Raw genomic sequence first — 25850 nt, forward strand, 5'->3', positions numbered from 1 at the left:
GCCCATCTGCCCATCCAATTAATGGGCGGCTTCCCGCTCGGCCTCTTCCGCCGCGTGGGCACGGGCAATTGCCAGGATCACGTCGCGCACCAGGCGCCGCTTGGGCACGGGCAGGCGCAGATAGGTCTCGAACAGTTCCCGATCCTGGTAGCCCAGGCCGATGTGCCCCGGTCCGGGGCGCTGCGGTTCGCGCTCACGGTGCAAGGCTTCGCCATAGCCCAGCGCCTGCACCGGCACGCGCAGCCATTCGGCGAGGGTGGTGAGCTTCTTGTGGTTAGGAATGGTTTCGCCCTGCAGCCAGCGGCGCACGCCATGCAGGGTCATGGGCTTGCCCCAGTGGCGGGTATTGAATTCGCGCTCCAGCACGGAGGGCTTGGGCTCGTAGCCTGCCGCCTCCATGGCCTGGCGTAACCGCTGCGCAAATTGGGCTTTTGCTTCCTGCATCCAGCCACCGTAGGGGGACGGTAGCGGACAAGATTGATTTTCGCGAGTAGTTACATAGAATAGTTGATTCTTTGTTACGCAACCGTTGGAATGTCCCCGGGGCCTGGCGTGCGGCGCCGCCGCACCGGGCAGCCTTTGATTGGCGCGGATCTAGGAACCGGAACATGTCCCAGAATTCTTCCTTCTCGTCTCCAGAATCAGAACCGACCCCGCCCCGGGTGGAAGATCGGCCGTTGCCGCGCCTGGACATCAAGCCGCCAACGCGTGCGCAGCGCGATGCGATGCTGGCCAATATCCGGCGCTTGCGCGAGCTCGACGAGCGCGACCGCCTGGCCCGCGAGCGTCAGCAGGTGGGCAAGGCGTAGCCGGTGCCGCCCGCGCTCAAAAGCGCGGCAAATCCGGGTGCGCCAGGCGGCCGCCGCGCACCAGCATCTGGCCGTAGTCGGCGCAGCGGTTGAGCGTGGGCACGGCCTTGCCGGGGTTGAGCAGGCCGGCGGGGTCAAAAGCTGCTTTGAGGGCGTGCATCTGCGCCAGCTCCTCGGGCGTGAACTGCACGCACATGGAGTTGAGCTTCTCCACGCCCACGCCGTGCTCGCCCGTGACGGTGCCGCCCATGGCGACGCTGGTCTCCAGGATGTCGGCGCCGAACTGCTCGCAGCGGCGCAGCTGCTCGGGGTCGTTGGCGTCGAACAGGATCAAGGGGTGCAGGTTGCCGTCGCCGGCGTGGAACACGTTGCAGCAGCGCAGGCCGTATTTTTTCTCCATCTCGGCAATCGCCAGCAGGATGTCGGCCAGGCGTTTTCTGGGAATGGTCGAGTCCATGCACATGTAATCGGGGCTGATGCGGCCGCTCGCCGGGAAGGCGTTTTTGCGCCCGCTCCAAAAGCGCAGGCGCTCGGCCTCGTCGCGGCTGACGGCAATGGCGGTGGCGCCGGCGCGGCGCAGCACGGCGCTCATGCGCTCGATTTCTTCGGCCACCTCCTCGGGCGTGCCGTCGCTCTCGCACAGCAAGATGGCGGCTGCGTCCAGGTCGTAGCCGGCGTGCACAAAGGCTTCGACGGCGGCGGTCATGGGCTTGTCCATCATCTCCAGCCCGGCGGGGATGATGCCGGCGGCAATGACGGCGGCCACCGCATCGCCCGCCTGGCGCACGTCGCCAAAGCTGGCCATGATGCAGCGCGCGAGCGGCGGCTTGGGGATGAGTTTGACGGTCACCTCCAGCGCCACGGCCAACATGCCCTCGCTGCCGATGACGGCGGCGAGCAAATCCGGCCCCGGCGTATCGAGTGCGTGGCTGCCCAGCTCCAGCGCCTCGCCCTCGGCGCTGAAGCCGCGCACGCGCAGCACGTTGTGCAGCGTCAGGCCGTATTTCAGGCAGTGCACGCCGCCCGCGTTCTCGGCCACGTTGCCGCCGATGGTGCAGGCGATCTGGCTGCTCGGGTCGGGTGCGTAGTACAGGCCGTGGGCGGCGGCGGCTTCGCTGATCGCCAGGTTGCGCACGCCGCACTGCACGGTGGCGCTGCGCGCTTTGGGGTCGATGTGGAGGATGCGGTTAAAGCGCGCGAGCGAGAGCGTCACCCCCATGGCGTGCGGCATGGCGCCGCCCGAGAGCCCCGTGCCGGCGCCGCGCGCCACCACCGGCACCTGCAGCTGGTGGCAGGTGCGCAGCACGGCCTGCACCTGCGCCTCGGTCTCGGGTAGGCATACCACCAGCGGGCGCTGCCGGTAGGCGGTGAGGCCATCGCACTCGTAGGGCGTGGTGTCCTCGGCCTGCCACAGCAGGGTGTGCGCTGGTACGCAGCGGGACAGGGCCGCCACCACGGTGCGTTGGCGGGCGGTGCGTTCGGCGGTGGGGGCGGCGGTGTTCATGGGTGGGGTATCAGCGGAAGACGACGGTCTTGTGGCCGTTGAGGAGCACGCGGTGCTCGCTGTGCCACTTCACGGCGCGCGCCAGCACCTGGCTTTCAGTGTCTCTGCCGCGCGCGGTCAGGTCTTCGACGGTGTCGGTGTGGTCGGCGCGGGCCACGTCCTGCTCGATGATCGGGCCCTCGTCGAGGTCGGCGGTAACGTAGTGCGCGGTGGCGCCTATGAGTTTGACGCCGCGCTCGTGCGCCTGGTAGTAGGGCTTGGCGCCCTTGAAGCTGGGCAGGAAGCTGTGGTGGATGTTGATCGCGCGCCCGGCCAGGCGGGTGCACAGGTCGTTGGAGAGCACCTGCATGTAGCGCGCCAGCACCACCAGTTCGGCGCCTTCGGCTTCGATGATCTCGTACTGGCGCTGCTCGGCCTGGGCCTTGGTGGCGGCGCTGACCGGGATGTGGTGAAACGGTATGTTGTAGCTGGCTGCGAGCTGGTAGAAGTCGCGGTGGTTGCTGATGATGGCGCGCACGTCGATGGGCAGCAGGCCGCTCTTGACGCGAAACAGCAGGTCGTTGAGGCAATGGCCTTCGCGGCTGACCATGAGCACCGTCGGCATGGGCGCGCTTTGCGCGTGCAGGCGCGCATCCATCTGGTAGCTGGCGGCAAAAGGTGCCAGCGCGGCCTTGAGCGCGGCCAGGTCATGCTCGGCGCCGGCAAATTGCACGCGCATGAAGAACAGGCCGGTGGCGTGGTCGTTGTACTGCGCGGCTTCTTCGATGTTGGCGCCGTGGTCGAGCAAAAAACCAGAGACGGCATGTACCAATCCCCGGCGATCGAGGCAGGACAGGGTGAGAATATAGGTCGGGGTCATGGCCGCGATTGTCGCAGCCGGTGCACCCCATTTTTGTGGGCCCGACCTGGGCGAGAACATGGACAAGAACAACCCCCGGCCAGCGTTCCTCGGTGCCTGCGTGCGGCCGTGGCAGGCTGTGTTTTTGTATTTGCTGCTGGGGGCTGTGTGGGTGCTGGGGGGCGACGCGCTGCTCGAGCATGGGCTTGCGCCCGATTGGCCGTGGCGCCCGCTGGCCTTCACCCTCAAGGGCTGGGGCTACGTGCTGCTGACGGCAGCCCTCACCGGCTGGCTGCTGGCGCGTGCCGCGCGCAGCGAGCAGCAGCGCAGTGCGCTGGCCCAGGAGATGGCGCATGTGGCCGAGCACGCGCCGGCGGGCATGGCGCGTGTCGATCCGGTCAGCCTGCGCATGTGGTGGGTCAACGCCCGCCTGGCCGATTGGCTGGGCCTGGCGCCCGAGGAGGCGCTGGGCCGGCATTTTCGTGAATGGATCATGCCTGGCGACCCGGCCTGGGCGCAGGGCCAGCTGCAGCAGCTGCTCGACGGGCGCATCAACTACTACCAAAGCGAGCGCCTGTGCCGCCGCGCCGATGGCCGGGCGCCGCTGCCAGTGCTGTGCACCGTCAGCCGCGTACCGGCGCGCGCGGGTGTGCCGGCGCACCTGGTGTGCGTGTTGCTCGACATGAGCGAGGTGGGCGCCACGCGCGCGGCGCTGGTGCGCAGCGAAACCATCTTGCGCCTGGCGCTCGACGGCAGCGGCAACGGCATGTGGGACTGGGATCTGCGCCAGCGGCGCTCAACCTACTCGCAGGGCATGGTGCGCCTGCTGCGCTACCAGGGCAGCGAACTGCCTGTGGGCCTGCACTTGCTGCGCCTTTTGCACCCGCAAGACCGCCAACGCGTGCGCCAGGCGGTGCAGCGCACGATCGACAGCGGCGTGCCGTTCGACGAGACGGCGCGCATCCAGCGCTACGACGGCAGCTACTGCTGGGTGCAGGCGCGTGGCCAGCGTCACCTTGACGCCGAGGGCCAGGCCGAGCGCTTTTCCGGCATCTTGACCGACCTCACCGACCAGCGCCTGGCGGCGGAGCGCGAGCGCCTGGCCGCCACCGTGGTGGACAACACCGCCGAGGGCGTGCTGGTGACCGATGCCCAGGCGCGCATCGTCTCCGTCAACGCCGCCGTGACGCGGATGCTGGGCTACAGCGAGGACGAGCTGCTGGGCCTGACGCCGCGTGTTTTCAAATCTGGGCGCCATGACGACGCTTTTTACGCCGCCCTGTGGGCCAGCGTGGCGCAAACCGGCCACTGGCAAGGCGAGATCTGGAACCGGCGCAAGAGTGGCGAAGTCTTTCCCGAGCACATGTCGCTGTCGGCAGTGCGCGACCCGGACGGGCAGGTGACGCACTACGTCTGCATGTTCACCGACATTTCGGCGGAAAAGGCGCAGCGCCAGCAGCTTGAATTCCTGGCCCACTTTGACCCGCTCACCGGCCTGTCCAACCGCCTGTGGTTTGGTCAGCAGCTGGCCACGGCGGTGCAGCAGGCACAGCGCGATGGCGAGATCCTGGCCGTGCTGCTGCTCAACCTCGACCGCTTCAAGGACGTGAACGACAGCTACGGCCACCAGGTGGGCGACGAGGTGCTCAAGCACATCGCGCGCCAGGTGCGCGCGGCGCTGCGCCCGGGCGACCTGGTGGGGCGCATGGCGGGCGACGAGCTGGCGGTGCTGGTGCGCCAGCTGCGCCATGCCGACGGCGCCGCCGCCGTGGCGCGCGGACTGATCGCTGCCGTGGCCCAGCCCTGGGTGTCGCCGCAGGGGGTGGAGATCGTCGTTGGCGTGAGTGTGGGTATTTGCATGTGCCCCGGCCATGCCGATACGGCGCAGGCGCTGCTGCAGGGTGCGCACGCGGCGGTGTACGGCGCCAAGGCGCGCGGGCGCGGCGCCTGGTGCTTCTTTCACGAGGAAATGACGCAGGCCGCACGCGAGCGCCTGGAGCTGGAGGCGCGTCTGCGCGTGGCGCTGGCGCAGGGGCACTTGCAGCTGTACTACCAGCCGCAGATCGACATTGCCAGCGGCCGCATCATCGGCGCCGAGGCGCTGCTGCGCTGGCTTGACCCCGAGGAGGGGCTGATCTCGCCCGCGCGCTTCATCCCGGTGGCGGAAAGTTCTGGCCTGATCGGGCCGCTGGGGCAGTGGGTGCTGCGCCAGGCTTGCGCCCAGGGCCAGCAATGGCGCGCCGCCGGCCTGGCGGCGATCACGCTGGCGGTCAACGTCTCGCCGCGCCAGTTTCACCTCACCGACGTTGCCAGTGACTGCGCGCAGGCGCTGGCGGCATCGGGCTTTGCGCCGGCGCAGCTGGAGCTGGAGCTGACCGAATCGGCCCTGGCCGAGCGCCCCGAGGAAGCGCGCCAGGTGCTGCTGCGCCTGCGCGCGCTGGGCGTGCGCATGGCGGTGGACGACTTTGGCACCGGCTACTCGTCGCTGGCGCACCTCAAGCGCTTTGCGCTCGACGTGCTCAAGATCGACCAGGGCTTCATCCGCGACCTGCCCGACAGCAGCGACGACCTGGCGATCAGCAGCGCCATCATCGCCCTGGGCCACAGCCTGGGCCTGGCGGTGCTGGCCGAAGGCGTGGAGACGGCGGCGCAGCTCGAATGCCTGCGCCAGCGCGGCTGCGACGCCTACCAGGGCTACCTGTTCTCGCGCCCGCTGCCGGTGGCCGAGTTCACGGCGCTGCTGCAGGCCCAGGCCCCGGCGTAGCCAGGGGCGTGGCGCGCGGCGGTGCGCCCCAGCTCTGGCGCAGCTCGGCGCAGTGATCGCGCGGCGCCAGGGCCGGGGTCAGTACGATCCAGTCTGCTTCTGTTTTGATAGCTGCTTGCGCTTGCCCAGCTTGCGCTATAGCCACTTTTGACTCGTATTTTTGCCCCCACCAGGTGGGAATGCCCAGGTGGCGCTGCACATGCTGCAGGCCGGCGATCAGCAATACCGTGCGCCCGGGCTGCAGCAGCGCCTGCCCGGTCTGCGCCAGGCTGCGGTCGCGCGCGAGCTGGATGCGTGCCATGGGCAGGATTTGCGCTGGCGGCAGCAGGTCGCAGTGGCCTGCGCGCACGGCGTCTTGCTGGCGCTGCCAGGCGGGGGCGCTCAGGTGGGTGTCGAGGGCGCTGTCTTGCTGCGCCGCCTTCATCTGCGCCCTGGGCAGGTTGCCACCGTACACCGGCACGCCAGCGCGCACGGCGGCGAGCACGGCCGGGCCGTAGTGCGCCCAGGGCCAGGCGCTGTCGTTCCAGGCCAGGGCCTGGCGCACGGCGGCGGCGTCGGCCTGCGCGGGCAGGCCCTGGGTGCTGTGGCCGGCCTCGGCCATCTCCAGCACCAGGGCGGCGAGCTGACCGCGCGCGGCCAGCCACTGCACGCTGTGCGCTTGCCATTGCTGGTGCGCGGCGGCGTCGTGCTGCTCGCCCAGCAGCAAGAGGGCGGGGGGGGCGGTACTAGCGAGCGGCGCGGGCCAGTCGGCCAGGGGCAGTTCGGGGACCAGGGGGGGCGGGGCCAGGCTGGCGCAGCCCGCCAGCCACAGGCTGAGGGCGGCCAGGGGCCAGAGGGGACGCAAGGTTTTCATGCGGCGATGGTACGGGGTGCGCTTCTACACTTGGGGCCATGCGCACAAAACCGTCTCTCTCCACCAAGCTGCTGGGCTTGGGCGTGGCCTTTTTACTCATCGCCCTGGGCTCCATCGGGCTGACGCTGTGGGTCACCTGGCAGCTCGAAGGCGGCGCCGCCGCCGTGAACGAGGCCGGGCGCCTGCGCATGAACCTGCTGCGCATGGTGATTGCGCAGCAAAACGAGTCGCCCGAGCGCGTGGCGGCGCTCGAACGCCAGTTCGACGCCAGCCTGGAGCTGCTGCGCACGGGCGATCCGGCGCGTCCCCTGTTCGTGCCACGCGCCGAGGAGACGCGCGAGCGCTTTGAGCGCGTACGCAGCGAGTGGACGGAGCTGCGCGCGCAGTGGAACGAGGTCATGCCCGGCGAGGCGATCGAGCGCGCCGACGGCTTTGTCTTTCACATCAATGCCTTTGTGCAGTCCATAGAGCACCAGATTGCACGCTGGACGGCGGTGCTGCACCTGTTCCAGCTCTTGATGGTGGCGCTGGCGATTGCCGCAGCCGTGACCTTCATGGCGGTGAGTTATCTGCTCATCCTGCACCCGGTGACGCGCTTGCAGCAGGCCATCGAACGGCTGCGCCAGGGCGACCTGGGCACGCGCATGTCGGTCGATACGCAAGACGAATTTGGTCAGCTGTCGGCCGGCTTCAACCTGATGGCGCACGCGCTGCAGGAGTCGCACGACGACCTCGAACGCAAGGTGCGCGAGAAAACCGCCAGCGTTGCCGAGCAGAACCAGCGCCTGGCGGCGCTCTACGCCGTCAGCGCCCTGGGCGCCGAGGCCGGCAGCCTGGAGGCGCTGGCGCAGGGCTTTGCGCGCCAGGTGCGGCAGGTGGCCGGGGCCGACGCCGCCGCCGTGCGCTGGAGCGATGAGGCAAACGAGCGCTACGTGCTGCTGGCTGCCGACGGCTTGCCCAAAGAGCTGGCCGAGCGCGAGCATTGCCTGGCGCCAGGCAGCTGCGAGTGCGGCCAGGTGCCGGAGACGGCGCGGATGCGCGTCATCCCCATCACCCCGGTGTCGGGCCAGCAGCTGCCGCACTGCCGCGAGGCCGGTTTTGAAACGGTGGTCAGCATCCCCGTGCGGCTGCAGCAGCGCCTGCTGGGCGAGGTGTCGCTGTTCTTTCGCCACGCCCGCGCCTTGCCCGAGGAGACGCGCAGCCTGCTCGCCACCTTGGTGCAGCACCTGGCCAGCGCCATGGAGAGCCTGCGCGCGAGCGCCCTGGAGCGCGAGGCGGCGGTGGCACACGAGCGCAGCCTGATTGCGCGCGAGCTGCACGACTCGATCGCGCAGTCGCTGGCGTTTCTCAAAATCCAGACCAAGCTGCTGCGCGACGCCATCGCCAAGGACAACCACGAGGTGCGCGAGCGCAGCCTGGCCGAGCTGGAGGAGGGTGTGCGCGAGTGCTATGCCGACGTGCGCGAGCTGCTGGTGCACTTTCGCACCCGCACCAACGACGAAGACATTGAGACGGCACTGCGCGCCACGCTCTCCAAGTTCGAGCACCAGACCGGCATCGCCACGCAGCTGCACATGGCCGGCCATGGCCTGCCGCTGGACGCCGACGTGCAAATCCAGGTGCTGCACATGGTGCAGGAGGCGCTGTCGAACGTGCGCAAACACGCCGGCGCCAGTTGCGTGCAGCTGCGCGTGCAGCGCCACCCCTGGCAGTTCGAGGTGATTGACGACGGCTGCGGCTTCGATCCGGCGCGCGTCGCCCCGGACTCGGTGCACGTCGGCCTGGGCATCATGCAAGAGCGCGCGCAGCGCGTGGGCGCACAGGTGCGCGTAGACTCCGCGCCCGGCGCTGGCGGCACCCGGGTGTGCATTGCCCTGCCGGTGGCCGTCCCCCTGGTCCATGAAGAGAGTACCCACGCATGAGCGAGCCGATTTCTGTTTTTGTCGTCGATGACCACACCCTGTTTCGGCGCGGCCTGGTGGCCCTGCTCGGGCTCGACGAGGGCCTGCGCGTGGTGGGCGAGGCCGGCGACGCGGGCCAGGCGCTGCGCCTGGTGGGTAGCCTGCAGCCGCAGGTTATCTTGCTCGACAACCACCTGCCGGGCGTGCTCGGGGTCGATGCCATTGCCGGCCTGCGCGAGGCCGCGCCGGCGAGCCACGTCGTCATGCTGACGGTGAGCGAGGACGGGCAAGACCTGGCGGCGGCGCTGCGCCACGGCGCCCAGGGCTATCTGCTCAAGACCATCGACGGCGATCTGCTCTCCGAGGCCATTCGCCGCGCCGCACGCGGCGAGCCCGTGGTCAGCCCGGAGATGATGGGCAAGCTCGTCGCCGCCTTCCAAAGCCAGGGTGTGCCCGCCCCGGCGCCGGCGCCGCTGGCACCGGAGGAGGAGGCATCGCCGCTGTCGCCGCGCGAGGAGGATGTGCTGCGCGAGATCGCCCGGGGCGCGAGCAACAAGGAAATCGCCCGTGCCCTGGACATTGCCGAAACCACGGTCAAGATTCATGTGCAGCACATCTTGCGCAAACTCGGCCTGACCTCGCGCGTGCAGGCGGCGGTTTATGCCTCCGATCGCCAGCGTGCCGAGGCATCTGATTTGCTATCAAAATAGTAGCTGGTTGCGCTTGTCTGGCAATGTTTTAAGGCCGAAATTGCCATAAAAATTGCCATAAATCATTCCATCCATTTCCCCACCACCCTGCAGGAGGCAATGCAATGCAAGTACACAGGTTCGGACAATGGTTGACGGCCAGCACGGCGCTGGCCCTGGCGGGCTGCGCTGCCACGGGCACGCCGCCCCTTGCAGCGGGCGCTGGCGTGCCCGATGCGGTGCTGGCGCGCCAGCAGCAGCAACTGGCCGCCCAGACGGCGGGCCAGGGCTATGGCCCGCAGGCCCCGCGTGACCTGGCGGTGGCGGCGGGCAGCAACCCCATCACCTTTGCCAAGGCCCCGGCGCACACGGCCATGAACCTGTGCAACATCCACCTGCACCAGAACGCCGAGCACAAGGGCGGCGAATTTACCCAGTACGCAGGCAACGGCGATGGCGCGGGCTTTGGCACGGGCTACCGCTACAGCGGTGCGCTCACGCCCGCTGAATTGGCCCCACTGGGGGCGGGCGTTTGCCCCAGCGCCCACGGCAGCTTGCAGTCGGGCGACACCATCGAGCTGCACTACGTTCACAGCAGCGCGCAGGTGCAGCCCGGCCCCACCTTGGGCGCCTGCCTGAACGCGGGCACGCAAAACCCGCAGTTGCGGGTGCTGGCGCAGGTGCTGGTGTTGGTCAACGACCCGGGCGCACACGACTTTCGCCACCTCACGCGCCACGGCATGGTGCAGGGCTATGCCCAGGCGTTGGGCCTGCTGCAGAACACGGGCGTGCCGCTCGAATACCTGGGTTCGACCACCGGCCCGGCGTACAACGAAAAAGGCTCGCCCCTGCAGGTGACCTGGCGCGTGTACCCGCAGGTGGCCAAGGTCAATATCGCGTCGCTCGGGGCCTGGTGCCAGGGCAATGTGTACCAGGAAGAGCACGCCCACGGCGTGCGCAACCTGGTGACGCTGCCGCAGTTGCTGGCCCCCATGGTCCCTTGATGGCGGCGGGCTGCCGTCAGGCCAGCCACTGCGCCAGCTTGTGCGCCACGCCGGGGTCGGACAGCAGTTGCAAATGCCCCACCTGGTAGGCGATGTGCTGCCGCGCCGGGGCAAAGGCCAGGCGCCGTGCGGGCTCACGGTGGCGGCCCAGGGCGCTGGCCAGGGGCACCAGGCCGTCGCCCAGCAGGCGCTCGGCCAGGCAGGAGCGGCGCGTGGCCAAGGTGGCGGCGATGGTGTAGCAGGCGATGCCCTCGGGCAGCGGCAGCGGCGCGTTGCCCTCGGCGCGCACCTGGCCGTGGCGCAGGTCGGTAATGCCGGCGCTGCGCAGCAGCCCCAGGCGGGCGAAGGGGCGGCTGTAGGGCGTGCTGCCCAGCAGCAGATCGACGCCGTGGCCGGCACGTTCGAGCGGTGCGCCCTGGTGCGGCGAGCCCACAAACACCAGGCGGCGCAGTTGCGCCGGCCAGTCCATGCCGGCCTCGGTGGCCGCTTGCACGGCGGCGCGCAGCACCAGGCCGCCCATGCTGTGGCCGATGGCGGCAAAGTCTGTCAGCGCAGTCGGCCAGGTGGCCAGCAGGGCCTGGAGCTGCTGCGCCAGCAGGCGGCCATTTTCGGCAATCGGCAGGCCGCTGTTGTAGCGCAGGTAGAGGGGCGTGTAGCCGTGCGCCTGCGCCAGGTAGGCGCCGTGGTCGTGCCCGCTTTGCTGCCACTGCAGGTCGTTCATGCACAGGCCGTGCACCAGCAGCAGCAGCTTGCCTCCGCCGGGCGGGGTGGCCAGGTCCAGCGGCTGGCCGCCCTGGCGCAATTGCATGGGCAGGGCCAGGGGGCTGGCGTCGGCCGCCAGGCGGTCGCCGAGCACGCCGTTGAGGGCCGAGAGCAGGGCCTCGCGCTCGGCGTCCACGCCCGCAGTGGGGTCTGCCAGGCTGCGTTCGAGCCAGGGTTCGAGGCGCAGCAGCGCCGCCTGCAGGCCGCGATCGACCCAGCGCGTGCTGCCCTCGATGCTGCGGTACACCAGGCCGGTGATGCCGCTGGTGCTGCCCGCACGCGCACCGCCGGGCAGGCCGACGGTGGCGCGCACCGACTGGTGTACGCCCTCGACGATCTGCACCACGCCTACGGTGGCCTGGGTCGCCAGGCGGGCGGCGGCGCGCAGGTCGCTGGCGCGCAATTGCTGCCAGGTGCGGCGCTGGGCCGGGCGGGGGGGGGTCTTGCTCGTACGGGGCATGATGCTCCTTAATTAATAGCTGCTTGCGCTTGACTGGCAGGCGCTAGAGGCATTTTTTGCCTTCAATTTGGTTGGCTGTCAGCGCCTGTGCAGTGTGGCACGGCGGGTGGTAGTAGTTCTTTGGAACTAGGGCGCATGGCGCTCCCATCGTTCTTTTGCTGTGGCCCCGGCCTCCCAGCGAAGGATGGGCAGGGCAGCGGGTTTACGCGAGCATGGCGGGGCATTAGGCATACAAGGAAAACCCTATGGCTTCCCCGTCGCACCCTGCGGCTGAAGATCCCCGCCGCACCCGCCAGGCTTGGTCTGTACTTATCGTCAGCACCCTGGCGTTTACCGTGTGTTTCATGGTCTGGATGATGTTCGGCATCATCGGCATCCCCATCAAGAAGATGCTCGATCTGAACTCGACCCAGTTCGGCCTGCTCACCGCCATGCCGGTGCTCACGGGCTCGCTGGTGCGGGTGCCGCTGGGCATCTGGACGGACAAGTACGGCGGGCGCATCGTGCTCGCCTGCCTCATGGCAGTGACGGTGCCGGCCATCTGGTTGATGGGCTACGCCACTCAGTATTGGCACTTTCTGACCATCGGCCTGTTCGTCGGCCTCGCTGGTGGTGCGTTCTCGGTCGGCACGCCCTATGTGGCGCGCTGGTTTCCCAAAAACCGCCAGGGCACGGCCATGGGCGTGTACGGCGCCGGCAACTCGGGCGCGGCGGTGAACAAGTTCGTCGCGCCGGTGATTTTGGTGGCCTTTGGCTGGGCCATGGTGCCGCAGGTGTACGCCGCCATCATGCTGGGCACGTTGGTGCTGTTCTGGCTGTTCAGCCACAGCGACCCCAGCCACCTGGTTTCCAGCAACGTGAAGTTCACCGAGCAGCTCAAGGCGCTCAAAGACCCCAAGGTGCTCAAGTACTGCCAGTACTACAGCATCGTCTTTGGCGGCTACGTCGCGCTGGCGCTGTGGATGGTGCAGTACTACGTGGGCGAGTACGGCCTCGATATCCGCGTTGCGGCGCTGCTGGCGGCCTGCTTCTCTCTGCCCGGCGGTGTGCTGCGCGCCATTGGCGGCGTGCTGTCGGACAAGTACGGCGCGCACAGCGTGACCTGGTGGGTGATGTGGGTGAGTTGGATTTGCCTGTTTTTGCTGAGCTACCCGCAGACGGATTTCACCATCCAGACGGTCAACGGCCCGAGCACCTTCCACATCGGCCTGAACGTCTATGCCTTCACCGCCATCATGGCCGTGCTCGGCGTGGCCTGGGCCTTTGGCAAGGCCAGCGTGTTCAAGTACATCAGCGACGACTACCCCGGCAACATCGGCGCCATCAGCGGCATCGTCGGCTTGGCTGGCGGCATGGGCGGCTTCATCCTGCCGATCATGTTCGGCGCGCTCATGGACTGGACGGGCATCCGCTCCAGCGCCTTCATGCTGATGTATGGCGTGGTCTGGGTCTCGCTCATCTGGATGTACTGGACCGAGGTGCGCCGCACCGACGTCATGACCGGCGAGGGCGCTGCGCCCGCTGCCCGTTGATCCCCTTTTCACCACGATTGGAAACCACACCATGGCGAGCAATGCTGTAACGCAAGACGGCGCGCACAAAGGCCGGACGCTGCATATCTGGACGCCCGAGGACAAGGCTTTTTGGGAGCGCGAGGGCGAGGCCGTGGCCAAGCTCAACCTCTGGATTTCGGTGCCGGCGCTGTTCCTGGCCTTCGCCATCTGGCAGGTCTGGAGCGTGGTCGCCGTGAACCTGCCGGCGCTGGGCTTCAAGTACTCGACCAACCAGCTGTTCTGGCTGGCAGCGGCGCCGGCGCTCTCGGGCGCGACGCTGCGCATCTTCTACTCCTTCATGGTGCCGGTGTTTGGCGGGCGGCGCTGGACGGCGCTGTCCACCGCCTCGCTCCTGATCCCGGCGCTGGGCATTGGCTTTGCCGTGCAGGACAACACCACGGCCTACCCGACCATGCTCATGCTGGCGCTCTTGTGCGGCCTGGGCGGGGGCAACTTCAGCTCCAGCATGGCCAACATCAGCTTCTTCTTTCCCAAGGAGCGCAAGGGCTCGGCGCTGGGCGTGAACGCCGGCCTGGGCAACCTGGGCGTGTCGGTGGTGCAGTTTCTGAGCCCGCTGGTCATCACCCTGGGCATCTTCGGCATCTTCGGCGGCGACGCGCAAGTGATGATGCGCAACGGCGAGCAGCAACACGTGTGGGCGCAAAACGCCGCCTTCATCTGGGTGCCATGGATTGCCATCGTCTCCATCGCCGCCTGGTTCGGGATGCACGACATTGCCGACGCCAAGGCCAGCTTTGCCGCCCAGGCCGCCATCTTCAAGGCCAAGCACAACTGGATCATGTGCGTGCTCTACCTGGGCACTTTCGGTTCCTTCATTGGCTTTGCTGCCGGTTTTCCGCTGCTCATCAAGGCGCTGTTCCCCAGCGTCAACCCGCTGGCCTACGCCTGGATGGGGCCGCTCTTGGGTGCGGTGATTCGTCCGTTTGGCGGCTGGCTGGCCGACAAGGTGGGCGGCGGCGTCGTCACCTTCTGGAACTTCCTGGTCATGGCCCTGGCGGTGATCGGCGTGCTGTATTTCCTGCCCAAGGGCAGCGGCGGCTATGTGCTGCCGTTTGGCCCGGCCGAGGGCAGCTTCACCGGCTTCTTCCTCATGTTCCTGGTGCTGTTTTGCACCACCGGCATCGGCAACGGCTCGACGTTCCGCATGATTCCGGTGATCTTCCTGACCCAAAAAATGCGTGAACTGCGTGGCAACGACGAAGCCGCCCGCGCCCAGGCCCTCAAGGACGGCAACACCGAAGGCGCTGCGGCCGTCGGCTTTGCCGGTGCCCTGGGTGCTTACGGTGGCTTCTTCATTCCCAAGAGCTACGGCAGTTCCATCGCCGCCACCGGCGGCCCCGAGTTTGCGCTGTGGATGTTCGCCCTGTTCTACGGCCTTTGTGTCGTCATTACCTGGTGGTATTACTCGCGCAAAAACGCTGAGATGCCTTGCTAAAGCGTCCTCGACCCTGACCCCCTCAAAACAAGGAGTCCCACGATGAGTCATTTTCTCGACCGTCTCTCTTATTTCGCGCAGCCGCGCGAAGAATTCTCGGATGGCCACGGCCAGACCAATGGCGAAGACCGCACCTGGGAAGACGCCTACCGCAACCGCTGGGCGCACGACAAGATCGTGCGCTCGACCCACGGTGTGAACTGCACGGGCTCTTGCTCGTGGAAGATTTACGTCAAGGGCGGCATCGTCACCTGGGAAACCCAGCAGACCGACTACCCGCGCACCCGCGCCGACCTGCCCAACCACGAGCCGCGCGGCTGCGCACGCGGCGCCTCGTACTCCTGGTACCTGTACAGCGCCAACCGCGTCAAATACCCCATGGTGCGCGGGCGCCTGCTCAAGCACTGGCGTGCCGCCATGGCCGTGGCCAAGAGCCCGGTCGATGCCTGGGCCGCCATCGTCGAAAACGAGCCAGCGCGCCGTGAATGGCAAAAGCAGCGCGGCCTGGGTGGCTTTGTGCGTTCCACCTGGGACGAAGTCAACCAGATGATTGCGGCGGCGAACGTCTACACCATCAAAAAACACGGGCCCGATCGCATCATCGGCTTCTCGCCCATCCCGGCAATGTCGATGATTTCGTATGCCGCCGGCTCGCGTTACCTGAACCTGATCGGCGGCGTGCCGATGAGCTTCTACGACTGGTACTGCGACCTGCCGCCCTCCTCGCCGCAGGTGTGGGGCGAACAGACCGACGTGCCCGAATCGGCCGACTGGTACAACTCCAACTTCATCATCGCCTGGGGCTCGAACGTGCCGCAGACGCGCACCCCCGACGCCCACTTCTTCACCGAGGTGCGCTACAAGGGCGCCAAGGTCGTGGCCGTGACGCCCGACTACTCCGAAGTCGCCAAGCTGGCCGACCTGTGGCTGCACCCCAAGCAGGGCACCGACGCCGCCGTGGCCATGGCCATGGGCCACGTCATCCTCAAAGAGTTCTACTTCGACAAGCGCAGCAGCTACTTCGACGACTACGCGCGCCGCTACACCGACCTGCCGCTGCTGGTTGTTTTGGAAGACAAAAAGCTGCCCGATGGCCGCACCGTCAAGGTGCCTGGCCGCTACGTGCGCGCCAGCGACTTTGAAGGCAACCTGGGCCAGGCCAACCACCCCGACTGGAAGACCGTGGCCTACGGCGCCGACGGCAAGGTGGCGCTGCCCAACGGCTCCATCGGTTTTCGCTGGGGCAAGGAAGGCCGTCCGGACGAAGGCCTGTGGAACCTCGAAGCCAAGGAAGCGCAGGGCGGCAACGACGTCAAGCTCAAGCTCTCGGTGCTCGAAGACGGCGCCCAGGCGCACGAGGTGACCGACGTCGCCTTCCCGTACTTTGGTGGCATTGCCACGCCCAACTTCAACGCCAACGACCAGGGCGGCGACGTCACGGTGCGCCGCGTGCCCGTGAGCTACCTTGACTTGAACGGCGACGGCGTCTCGGGCCGCGTGGCCGTGGCCACGGTGTTCGACCTGCAGGTGGCCAACTACGGCGTGCATCGCGGCCTCGAAGGCGAAGGCGCGGACGGCGGCTACGACGCCAACCAGCCCTACACCCCTGCCTGGCAAGAGAGCATCACCGGCGTGCCGCGCGATCAAGTCATCGCCATCGCGCGCCAGTTCGCCGACAACGCCGACAAGACGCACGGCAAGTCCATGGTCATCATCGGTGCCGCCATGAACCACTGGTACCACTGCGACATGAACTACCGGGGCATCATCAACATGCTGATGATGTGCGGCTGTATCGGCCAATCGGGCGGCGGCTGGTCGCACTACGTGGGCCAGGAAAAGCTGCGTCCGCAAACCGGCTGGACGGCGCTGGCGTTTGCGCTCGACTGGATCCGCCCGCCGCGCCAGCAAAACTCGACCAGCTTCTTCTACGCCCACACCGACCAGTGGCGCTACGAAAAGCTGGGCGTGGAAGAAGTGCTCTCGCCCCTGGCCGACAAGAGCGCCTACCAGGGCAGCATGATCGACTTCAACGTGCGCTCCGAGCGCATGGGCTGGCTGCCGAGCGCGCCGCAGCTGCAGACCAACCCGCTGCAGGTCGTCAAGGACGCGCAGGCCAAGGGCCTGGACGCCAAGGACTACACCGTGCAGTCCTTGAAGAACGGCAGCCTCAAGCTCAGCTGTGAAGACCCGGACAACCCGCTGAACTGGCCGCGCAACATGTTCGTGTGGCGCTCCAACATCCTGGGTTCGTCGGGCAAGGGCCACGAGTATTTCTTGAAGCACCTCTTGGGCACCACCCACGGCGTGCAGGGCAAGGACCTGGGCGCGCAAGACGCCAAGCCGCAAGAAGTGAAGTGGCACGCCAACGCGCCCGAAGGCAAGCTCGACCTGCTGGTGACGCTGGACTTCCGCATGAGCACCACCTGCCTGTACTCCGACATCGTTCTGCCCACGGCCACCTGGTACGAGAAGAACGACCTGAACACCTCGGATATGCACCCCTTCATCCACCCGCTGTCGGCGGCGGTGGACCCGGCCTGGCAGGCCCGCAGCGACTGGGAAATCTACAAGGGTTTTGCCAAGGCGTTCAGCGAAGTGTGCGTCGGCCACCTGGGCGTGGAAAAAGAAGTCGTGATGACCCCCATCATGCACGACACGGCGGGCGAGTTGGCCCAGCCGTATGACGTCAAAGACTGGAAGAAGGGCGAGATCGACCTGATCCCGGGCGTGACCGCACCGCAGATCACCATCGTCGAGCGCGACTATCCGAACACCTACAAGCGCTTCACGGCCCTGGGGCCATTGATGGACAAGCTGGGCAACGGCGGCAAGGGCATTGGCTGGAATACCCAGACCGAAGTCGAGCAGCTCGGTGACTTGAATGGCCGCGTGCGCGAAGAAGGCGTCTCGCAAGGCCGCCCGAAGATCGTCTCCGACATCGACGCCACCGAAGTGGTGATGATGCTGGCCCCCGAGACCAACGGCCACGTCGCCTGCAAGGCCTGGGAAGCCCTGGGCAAGCAGACCGGGCGCGACCACGTGCACCTGGCGCTGCACCGCGAGGACGAGAAAATCCGCTACCGCGACATCCAGGCGCAGCCGCGCAAGATCATCTCCTCGCCCACCTGGTCGGGCCTGGAGAGCGAGAAGGTCAGCTACAACGCCGGCTACACCAACGTGCATGAGCTGATCCCATGGCGCACCCTCACCGGCCGCCAGCAGTTCTACCAGGACCACCCCTGGATGCGCGACTTCGGCGAGGGCTTCTGCTCCTACCGTCCGCCCGTGCACCTGAAGGCGCTGCACGAAGTCGAAGGCAAGATGCCCAACGGCAACCCCGAGATTGCGCTCAACTTCATCACGCCGCACCAGAAATGGGGCATCCACAGCACGTACAGCGACAACCTGCACATGCTGACCTTGAACCGTGGCGGCCCGGTGATCTGGCTCTCGGAGGACGACGCCAAGCGCGGCGGCATTGTCGATAACGACTGGGTCGAGCTGTTCAACGCCAACGGCGCGATTGCTGCGCGCGCGGTGGTCAGCCAGCGCGTGAACAACGGCATGGTGCTGATGTACCACGCGCAGGAAAAAATCGTGAACACCCCGGGCTCGGAAATCACCGGCACGCGCGGCGGCATCCACAACTCCGTCACGCGCGTGGTCTTGAAGCCCACGCACATGATCGGCGGCTACGCCCAGTACAGCTACGGCTTCAACTACTACGGCACCATCGGCACCAACCGCGACGAGTTCGTGCTGGTGCGCAAGATGCGCCATGTGGACTGGATGGACGAAGAAGCCGGCGCCCCCGCTGCCGGGGCCCATGCCTGAGGAAGAAGGAGAACTACGATGAAAATTCGCGCCCAAATTGGCATGGTGCTGAACCTGGACAAGTGCATTGGCTGCCACACCTGTTCCGTCACCTGCAAAAACGTCTGGACCAGCCGTCCCGGCGTCGAGTACGCCTGGTTCAACAACGTTGAAACCAAGCCCGGCATCGGCTACCCCAAGGAATGGGAGAACCAGGACAAGTGGAACGGCGGCTGGAGCCGCCTGGCCGACGGCTCCATCGTCCCACGCCAGGGTGGCAAGTGGAAGATGCTGATGAAGATCTTCGCCAACCCCAACCTGCCGCAGATCGACGACTACTACGAGCCCTTCACCTTCGACTACGACCACCTGCAGTCGGCGCCCGAGATGAAGGCCGCGCCCACCGCGCGCCCGCGCAGCCTGATCACGGGCCAGCGCATGGAAAAAATCGAGTGGGGCCCGAACTGGGAGGAAATCCTCGGCGGCGAGTTCTCCAAGCGCAGCGCCGACGTGAACTTCGAGCAGGTGCAGAAGGACATGTACGGCCAGTTCGAGAACACCTTCATGATGTACCTGCCGCGCCTGTGCGAGCACTGCCTGAACCCGGCGTGCGTGGCATCGTGCCCCAGCGGCTCGATCTACAAGCGCGAGGAAGACGGCATCGTGCTGATCGACCAGGACAAGTGCCGGGGCTGGCGCATGTGCGTCTCGGGCTGCCCGTACAAGAAGATTTACTACAACTGGCAAACCGGCAAGGCCGAGAAGTGCATCTTCTGCTACCCGCGCATCGAAGCGGGCCAGCCGACGGTGTGCTCCGAGACCTGCGTCGGCCGCATCCGCTATCTGGGCGTGCTGCTGTACGACGCCGACCGCATCCAGGAAGCAGCCAGCGTGGAGCGCGACCGTGACCTGTACCAGGCGCAGCTCGACATCTTCCTTGACCCCAACGACCCGGCCGTCATCGCCCAGGCCAAGATCGACGGCATTCCCGACAACTGGATGGAAGCGGCGCGCAACAGCCCGGTGTACAAGATGGCCGTCGATTGGAAGATCGCCCTGCCGCTGCACCCCGAGTACCGCACCCTGCCCATGGTCTGGTACGTGCCGCCGCTCTCGCCCATCCAGTCGGCGGCCAATGCCGGCCACCTGGGCGTGAACGGCGAAATCCCCGACGTCTCGCAGCTGCGCATTCCCGTACAGTACCTGGCCAACCTGCTCACCGCCGGTGACACCGGCCCGGTGGTGCGCGCCCTGGAGCGGATGCTGGCCATGCGCGCCTACCAGCGCGGCGTGCACGTCGATCAGGTGGAAAAGCTCGACCTGCTCAAGCAAGTGGGCCTGTCCAAGCACGACGTCGAGGACATGTACAAGGTCATGGCGATTGCCAACTACGAAGACCGCTTCGTCATCCCGTCCACGCACCGCGAATACGCCGAAAGTGCGTTTGACGTGCGCGGCGGCTGCGGCTTCTCGTTTGGCAACGGCTGCTCCGACGGCGCCAGCGAGACCAGCATGTTCGGCGCCAAAAAGCGCCGCACCATCCCCATCAAGGCGACGGTGTAAGCGCAGCAGGGAACCGCTATGTTCAAAAAATCACAGCAATCCCTGCGGCTGACGCTGCGGGCCCTGGCCCATTTGCTGGGCTACCCCCACGCCGAGCTGCGTGCGCACATGCCCGCGCTCCTGGACGCATTGCGCCTGGAGCAGGTGCTGCCCGAGGCGCGCATGGCCGAGATCGAGGCCCTGTGCCGCCAGCTGTGCGCACTCGACCCGATGGAGGCCGAGGCACGCTACGTCGATACCTTCGACCGGGGCCGCCAGACCTCGCTGCACCTGTTCGAGCATGTGCACGGTGACTCGCGCGAGCGTGGCCCGGCGCTCATCGACCTGATGCAGACCTACGAGAAGGCTGGCCTGTACTTCGACGCCGATGAGCTGCCCGACCACCTGGGCGCGGTGCTGGAGTTCGCCTCCACCCAGCCGAGCGCCGTGGCGCGCGAGTTCCTGGGCGAGATGGCGCACATCCTGAACGCGCTGTTCACCGCCTTGGCGAACAAGGGCAATCCCTACGCCTGCGTCATCGCGGCCGTGCTCGAAGTGGCCGGCCAGCGCGTGCAGGCCGTGGCCATCACGCCCGAGCCCGACATGGACGAGGCCTGGGCCGAGCCCGAAGCCTTCGACGGCTGCGCCACCAAGGGCCAGAACCGCCCCGGCCAGCCCCAGCCCCTGCATTTCGTGCGCAACGCCGCATCCACCTCTTCTTCCCAAGGAGTCGCACCATGACCGCCTGGATCGACCACTTTCTGTTCGGCCTGTATCCCTACATCTGCCTGGCCGTGTTCTTCATCGGCAGCTGGGCGCGCTTTGACCGCGACCAGTACACCTGGAAGAGCGACTCGTCGCAGCTTCTGCGCCGGGGCAGCCTGCGCTGGGGCAGCAACCTGTTCCACGTCGGGGTGCTGTTCCTGTTCTTTGGCCACAGCGCCGGTATGTTGACACCGCACTTCGTGTACGAGCACTTTCTGAGCGCTGGCAACAAGCAGATCATGGCCATGGTCAGCGGCGGCATTGCCGGCACGATGGCCTTCATCGGCGTCTCCATGCTGCTGCACCGCCGCCTGTCGGACGACCGCATCCGCGCCACCAGCAAAACCAGCGACATCCTGTTGCTGTGGGTGTTGTGGGTGCAGCTGGCCCTGGGCCTGGCCACCATCCCGCTGTCGGCGCAGCACCTGGACGGCTCGGTCATGATGCAGCTCGCCGGCTGGGCGCAGTCCATCGTCACCTTCCAGAGCAACGCCGTCGAGGTACTGGGCCAGGTTGGCTGGGTCTTCAAGGCGCACATGGTGCTGGGCATGACGGTGTTCCTGATCTTCCCGTTCACCCGCCTGGTGCACGTGTGGAGCGGCTTTGGCACCCTGGCCTACATCGTGCGCCCCTACCAGCTGGTGCGCGCGCGCCGCATGAACTTGCCGGCGGGCCACAACCAGCCCAACCGTACGCTCTGAAAATGAGAGCGCCTCACGCTTGCCTGGCAAGCGTGAGGGCCGGTTTTTATTCTTAAAGCCGCCCCGCCTGGGGCGGCGCATCAGACAGGAATTTCCCCATGAGCTCCACCTGTGGCACCTCCTCTTGCGGCTGCGCCTCCGAGGCCGCCGCTGCGCCGGTGGCGCGCGTTAACGGCGTGGCCCTGCACGCCAGCGGCGTCCAGCTGCCGGCCGAACACCTGCGCCAGCGCGCCTGCACCGAGCTGCTGCGCCAAGAAGCGCAGCGCCAGGGCCTGCTCGCCGCCGACGACGCCCCTGATTTGGAAGGCGCCACCAGCGCCGCCGCCAGCGCCGCGATTGAACAACTGCTTGAAACCGCCCTGAGCGTGCCCGAGCCGACCGAAGAGGCCTGCCGCCGCTACCACGCGGCCCACCCCACGCTCGGCGGCCAGGGCGAGCGCGTGCAGCTGCGCCACGTGCTGTTTGCCGTCACCCCCGGGGTCGATGTGCAACTGCTGCGCCAGCGCGCCGAGAGCGTGCTGCTCGACGTGCGCTGCGCCGACGATGGCGGCGCGCGCTTTGCCCAGGCCGCGCGCCAATGGTCGAACTGCCCCAGCGGCCAGGAGGGCGGCGAATTGGGCTGGCTGCGCCAGGAAGACTGCGCGCCCGAGTTTGCGCGCGACGTGTTCGGTACGCAGGAAATCGGCGTGCTCTCGCGCCTGGTGCACAGCCGCTTTGGTCTGCACGTGGTCGAAGTCTGCGCGCGCGAGCCCGGCCAGGAGCTGCCGTTCGAGCAGGTGCGCGCCAGTGTCGCCCTGGTGCTGCGCCAGCAGACCTGGGTCAACGCCCTGCGCCAGTACCTGCAGCTGCTCGCCGGCCAGGCCGAGATTGAAGGCGTGCAGCTCGACGCCGCCGACAGCCCCCTGGTGCAATAGCGCCGCATGATGGAGGAAAGCACCCAGATGCCCGACGACGAACTGCTGCAACGCCTGCGCCGCTTCCATCTGGATGCCTACCCCCAGTACCGCGAACGCTTTCAGGAACTGGTCGATGGCGGCCAGCACCCGACGACGCTGTTCATCGGCTGCTCCGACTCGCGCCTCGTGCCCTATCTGCTGACCGGGGCGCAGCCCGGTGAGCTGTTTCTGGTGCGCAACGTCGGCGCCTTCGTGCCGCCCTACGACGGCTCGCACGGCCACCACGGCACGACGGCGGCCATCGAGTACGCCGTGCTCACGCTGCGGGTGCAGCGCATCGTCGTCTGCGGCCACAGCCACTGCGGCGCCATCAATGCCCTGTATGGCGACATCGGCCCCGAGGCGCCCAACCTGCAGCGCTGGCTCGACCTCGGGCGCGAGGCCGTGCTGCCCATGCAGCCCTGCCCCGAGGTGCTGCACCGCACCGAGCAGCGCGCCATCGTGCTGCAGCTCGAACGCCTGATGGACTACCCCATGGTGCGTGCCGGCGTCGAGGCCGGGCGCATCGCCCTGCACGGCTGGCACTACGTCATCGAGGAGGGCGAGGTCTATGTGTTCGACGTTGCCACGGGCAGCTTCGTCGCCGCCTCGCACAGCGCCGGGCCGCCGCCGAGCGATATGCCCTACGTCGAACACGATGGCCAGGTGCTGGGCGACTGGGTGCTTTGACCAGGGCCGGCTTGCGGGTTTTCGGCCCGATATGGCGGCATTTTTTCAAGGCAAAAAATGGCCTCCAGCGCTTTATGAATAAGCGCTCATAGCTATATTTTTAATAGTAATCGGCTGGTGCTTGAGTCTGTGCCGTGCTGGGGCTGGCGTTAAAATCCGCGCCCTTATCTCGTCCTGCCGTGCGTGCTGCCTCTGGCCCATGCTGGCCCTGTTGCAGGGGCGCGCCGGCCTTCAGGACACCTCTTTCCCCGTCCCATTTTTCTGCGTGCACCGCCCTTGGTGCGCGCCCCGTCGATAGCGCTATCGCAAAGGAATTGACCGCCATGAAACGCAAGCCCCAGGCTGCCCCGCAAGACAGCATCACCGAGCAACCCATCAGCCTGGACGTTTTGCGAGAGAAATACCTCAAGGCCGGCGAAACGGATGCCCAGCAGCTCTACGCCCGCGTTGCGCGCGCCCTGGCCTCGGCCGAGAAAGCGGAGCAGCGCCAGGCGTGGGAGGAAAAATTCCTCGCCAACCTGCGCGCCGGCGCCATCGGCGCGGGCCGCATCATGAGCGCCGCCGGCACCGACATCCAGGCCACCCTCATCAACTGCTTCGTGCAGCCCGTGGGCGACTGCATTCAGGGCGTGGACGACGCCGGCTACCCCGGCATCTATGAAGCCCTGCGCGAAGCCGCCGAGACCATGCGCCGGGGCGGCGGTGTGGGCTACGATTTTTCGCGCATCCGCCCGCGCGGCGCGCGCGTGCGCGCCACCGGCTCGCTGGCCTCCGGGCCGTGCAGCTACATCAATGTCTTTGACCAGTCCTGCGCCACGGTCGAGAGCGCCGGCGCGCGCCGGGGTGCGCAGATGGGCGTGCTGCGCATCGACCACCCGGACGTGCTCGACTTCATCACCGCCAAGCGCACCCCTGGGCGCTGGAACAACTTCAACGTCTCCGTCGGCGTGAGCGACGAATTCATGCAGGCCGTGGTCGATGACGCCGACTGGGCGCTGGTGCACCACGCCGAGCCCGGCGCCGAACTGATCGCCGCCGGCGCCAGCCAGCGCGCCGATGGCCAGTGGATTTACGAGCGCGTGCCGGCGCGCAAGCTCTGGGACACCATCATGCAGTCGGCCTACGACTTTGCCGAGCCCGGCATCTTGTTCCTGGGCCGCATCAACGCCGACAACAACCTGCACTACTGCGAAACCATCAGCGCCACCAACCCCTGCGGCGAGCAGCCGCTGCCGCCCTACGGCTGCTGCGACCTCGGGCCCATCATCCTGACGAATTTCGTGCGCCAGCCCTTTGGCCTGGCGGGTGCGCCGGCGTTTGATTTCGACGCCTTCGAGCAGGTCGTGGCGACGCAGGTGCGCGCGCTCGACAATGTGCTCGACGTGACGTACTGGCCGCTGCAGCAGCAGCGCGACGAATCGGCCGCCAAGCGCCGCATCGGCGTCGGCTTTACCGGCATGGGCAACGCCCTGGCCATGCTCTGCCTGCGCTACGACGCGCCCGAAGGCCGCGCCATGGCGGCGCAGATCGCCGAGCGGATGCGCAACGCCGCCTACCGCGCCTCGGTCGCGCTGGCGCAGGAAAAGGGCGTGTTCCCCAAGTTCGACGCCGATGGTTACCTGGCGCCGGGCACCTTCGCCAGCCGCCTGCCCCAAGACATCCAGGACGCCATCCGCCAGCACGGCATTCGCAACAGCCACCTGCTGTCGGTCGCGCCCACGGGCACCGTCAGCCTGGCCTTTGCCGACAACGCCTCCAACGGCATCGAGCCGCCGTTCTCCTGGACCTACACGCGCCGCAAGCGCGAGGCCGACGGCAGCAAGAGCGAGTACCAGGTCGAAGACCACGCCTGGCGCCTGTACCGCCAGCTCGGCGGCGACGTGAACCAGCTGCCCGACTACTTCGTCTGCGCGCTGCAGATGTCGGCGGCCGACCACGTCGCCATGATGGAGGCGGTGCAGCCCTTTGTGGACACCTCGATCTCCAAGACCGTGAACGTGCCCGCCGACTACCCCTACGAGGACTTCAAAAACCTCTACCTGCAAGCCTGGCAGGCGCGCCTCAAGGGCTTGGCCACCTACCGCCCGAACAGCATCCTGGGCGCCGTGCTCGAAGCCACGCCTGCGCCGGCTGCCGCGCCAGCGTCCGCCGCAGCGGCGGAGCCGGTTCCCGTCGTTGAGGCCCCCATCGACCCCATGCGCGTGGTGATTGAAAGCCGCCCCAAGGGTGGCCTGGATGCTGTGGCCGAGAAGATCGAATACTGGACGCAGGACGGCCTGCAGCGCCTGTACCTCATCGTCTCCTTCCTGCCTGTGCCCACCGGCGTGGGCGCGCACACGGTGGACCGCGCCATCGAGTTCTTCATGCCCGTGGGCCAGAACAACGAGTCGCAGCAGTGGATCACGTCGAGTATGCGGCTCTTGTCGCTGGCCGCGCGCGGCGGCTTTCTGGAGCGTGCCCTGTCGGACATGCGCAAAGTTGCCTGGGACCGGGGCCCGGTGCGCCTGGGCACCTACGAAAAACCCGACGGCACGCGCGTGCCGCTGTGGCACGACTCGGAAGTCGCCGCCGTGGCCTACGCCATCCAGGCCATCCTGGCGCGCCGCCAGCAAGACCCGGTGCAGCAAAGCCTGCCCCTGGGCGAGCCCGAGCAGGACGCAGGCGACAACCCCCCGCCCATGGCCGGCAAAAAATGCCCCGAATGCGGTGCCTACGCCATGATCCGCAAGGACGGCTGCGACTACTGCACGCAGTGCGGCCACATGGGCTCGTGCGGCTGATTTTGAGCAAAATATGCTGCTGGCGCTT

The 25850-nt window shown here is 67.4% G+C and carries 19 protein-coding genes; 14 read left to right on the plus strand and 5 right to left on the minus strand.

Annotated elements, in window-relative coordinates; all coding sequences use genetic code 11:
• Positions 1–18: 18 nt before the first annotated feature.
• Positions 19–444, minus strand: a complete 426-nt coding sequence (locus G7045_RS00915) for an XRE family transcriptional regulator (RefSeq protein WP_166156005.1) — start codon at positions 442–444, stop codon at positions 19–21.
• Positions 445–662: 218 nt separating this feature from the next.
• On the opposite strand from G7045_RS00915, the gene G7045_RS00920 reads away from it, so the two are divergent.
• Entirely contained in the window at positions 663–809 is a 147-nt protein-coding gene (locus tag G7045_RS00920) for a hypothetical protein (protein WP_166156007.1), read from the plus strand.
• A gap of 16 nt (positions 810–825) precedes the next feature.
• Here G7045_RS00920 and G7045_RS00925 read toward each other — a convergent pair whose 3' ends face one another.
• Together G7045_RS00925 and purU are read right to left on the minus strand one after the other, a co-directional pair.
• Positions 826–2313, minus strand: a complete 1488-nt coding sequence (locus G7045_RS00925; protein WP_166156009.1) for an FAD-linked oxidase C-terminal domain-containing protein — start codon at positions 2311–2313, stop codon at positions 826–828.
• Positions 2314–2323: 10 nt separating this feature from the next.
• On the minus strand, positions 2324–3172 hold the full coding sequence (purU, locus tag G7045_RS00930; protein ID WP_166156011.1) for a formyltetrahydrofolate deformylase: 849 nt from the start codon (positions 3170–3172) through the stop codon (positions 2324–2326).
• Here purU and G7045_RS00935 point away from each other — a divergent pair.
• Positions 3171–5915, plus strand: a complete 2745-nt coding sequence (locus G7045_RS00935) for an EAL domain-containing protein (protein WP_370521678.1) — start codon at positions 3171–3173, stop codon at positions 5913–5915. The genes purU and G7045_RS00935 overlap by 2 nt on opposite strands.
• On the opposite strand, the gene G7045_RS00940 is transcribed toward G7045_RS00935, so the two are convergent.
• Positions 5881–6768 carry a ChaN family lipoprotein gene (locus tag G7045_RS00940; protein WP_166156013.1) on the minus strand — a complete coding sequence of 296 codons (888 nt, stop codon included), beginning with the start codon at positions 6766–6768 and terminating at the stop codon, positions 5881–5883. The genes G7045_RS00935 and G7045_RS00940 overlap by 35 nt on opposite strands.
• A 38-nt stretch (positions 6769–6806) precedes the next feature.
• Between G7045_RS00940 and G7045_RS00945 the strand changes: the two genes are divergently transcribed.
• The 3 genes from G7045_RS00945 (at position 6807) to G7045_RS00955 (ending at position 10362) form a co-directional block, all read left to right on the plus strand.
• Positions 6807–8690, plus strand: coding sequence for a type IV pili methyl-accepting chemotaxis transducer N-terminal domain-containing protein (locus G7045_RS00945; protein ID WP_166156015.1), 1884 nt, complete (start codon positions 6807–6809; stop codon positions 8688–8690).
• A complete protein-coding gene (locus G7045_RS00950) occupies positions 8687–9379 on the plus strand; it encodes a response regulator (RefSeq protein WP_166156017.1) in 693 nt (230 codons plus the stop codon). The genes G7045_RS00945 and G7045_RS00950 overlap by 4 nt, the downstream gene beginning before the upstream one ends.
• 104 nt (positions 9380–9483) lie before the next feature.
• Positions 9484–10362, plus strand: coding sequence for a delta-class carbonic anhydrase (locus tag G7045_RS00955; RefSeq protein ID WP_166156019.1), 879 nt, complete (start codon positions 9484–9486; stop codon positions 10360–10362).
• 16 nt (positions 10363–10378) lie between these two features.
• Here the strand turns inward: G7045_RS00955 and G7045_RS00960 are convergent, their stop codons facing one another.
• Positions 10379–11584 (minus strand): alpha/beta hydrolase, encoded by a 1206-nt coding sequence (locus tag G7045_RS00960; protein WP_166156021.1) that lies wholly within the window; start codon positions 11582–11584, stop codon positions 10379–10381.
• Positions 11585–11829: 245 nt separating this feature from the next.
• Here G7045_RS00960 and G7045_RS00965 point away from each other — a divergent pair, with 245 nt between their 5' ends.
• The 9 genes from G7045_RS00965 (at position 11830) to G7045_RS01005 (ending at position 25822) form a co-directional block, all read left to right on the plus strand.
• Complete coding sequence (locus G7045_RS00965; RefSeq protein WP_166156023.1) at positions 11830–13116, plus strand: nitrate/nitrite transporter; 1287 nt, start codon at positions 11830–11832, stop codon at positions 13114–13116.
• A gap of 31 nt (positions 13117–13147) precedes the next feature.
• Positions 13148–14593 carry an MFS transporter gene (locus G7045_RS00970; protein WP_166156026.1) on the plus strand — a complete coding sequence of 482 codons (1446 nt, stop codon included), beginning with the start codon at positions 13148–13150 and terminating at the stop codon, positions 14591–14593.
• A gap of 42 nt (positions 14594–14635) precedes the next feature.
• Positions 14636–18430 (plus strand): nitrate reductase subunit alpha, encoded by a 3795-nt coding sequence (locus G7045_RS00975; protein ID WP_166156029.1) that lies wholly within the window; start codon positions 14636–14638, stop codon positions 18428–18430.
• 18 nt (positions 18431–18448) lie between these two features.
• Entirely contained in the window at positions 18449–19972 is a 1524-nt protein-coding gene (narH, locus tag G7045_RS00980) for a nitrate reductase subunit beta (RefSeq protein ID WP_166156032.1), read from the plus strand.
• Between the two features lie 18 nt (positions 19973–19990).
• On the plus strand, positions 19991–20692 hold the full coding sequence (narJ, locus tag G7045_RS00985; RefSeq protein WP_166156035.1) for a nitrate reductase molybdenum cofactor assembly chaperone: 702 nt from the start codon (positions 19991–19993) through the stop codon (positions 20690–20692).
• Positions 20689–21417 (plus strand): respiratory nitrate reductase subunit gamma, encoded by a 729-nt coding sequence (gene narI / locus G7045_RS00990; protein ID WP_166156038.1) that lies wholly within the window; start codon positions 20689–20691, stop codon positions 21415–21417. Before narJ ends, narI begins: the two co-directional genes overlap by 4 nt.
• A 98-nt stretch (positions 21418–21515) precedes the next feature.
• Positions 21516–22331: a peptidylprolyl isomerase gene (locus tag G7045_RS00995; protein WP_166156041.1), complete on the plus strand. Its 816-nt coding sequence runs from the start codon at positions 21516–21518 to the stop codon at positions 22329–22331.
• Positions 22332–22358: 27 nt separating this feature from the next.
• Positions 22359–23042, plus strand: a complete 684-nt coding sequence (locus tag G7045_RS01000; RefSeq protein WP_166156044.1) for a carbonic anhydrase — start codon at positions 22359–22361, stop codon at positions 23040–23042.
• Positions 23043–23365: 323 nt separating this feature from the next.
• Positions 23366–25822 (plus strand): adenosylcobalamin-dependent ribonucleoside-diphosphate reductase, encoded by a 2457-nt coding sequence (locus tag G7045_RS01005; protein ID WP_166156047.1) that lies wholly within the window; start codon positions 23366–23368, stop codon positions 25820–25822.
• Positions 25823–25850: the final 28 nt, after the last annotated feature.

It is taken from the genome of Acidovorax sp. HDW3, assembly GCF_011303755.1.
In the GTDB taxonomy this organism is placed as follows: domain Bacteria; phylum Pseudomonadota; class Gammaproteobacteria; order Burkholderiales; family Burkholderiaceae_C; genus Paenacidovorax.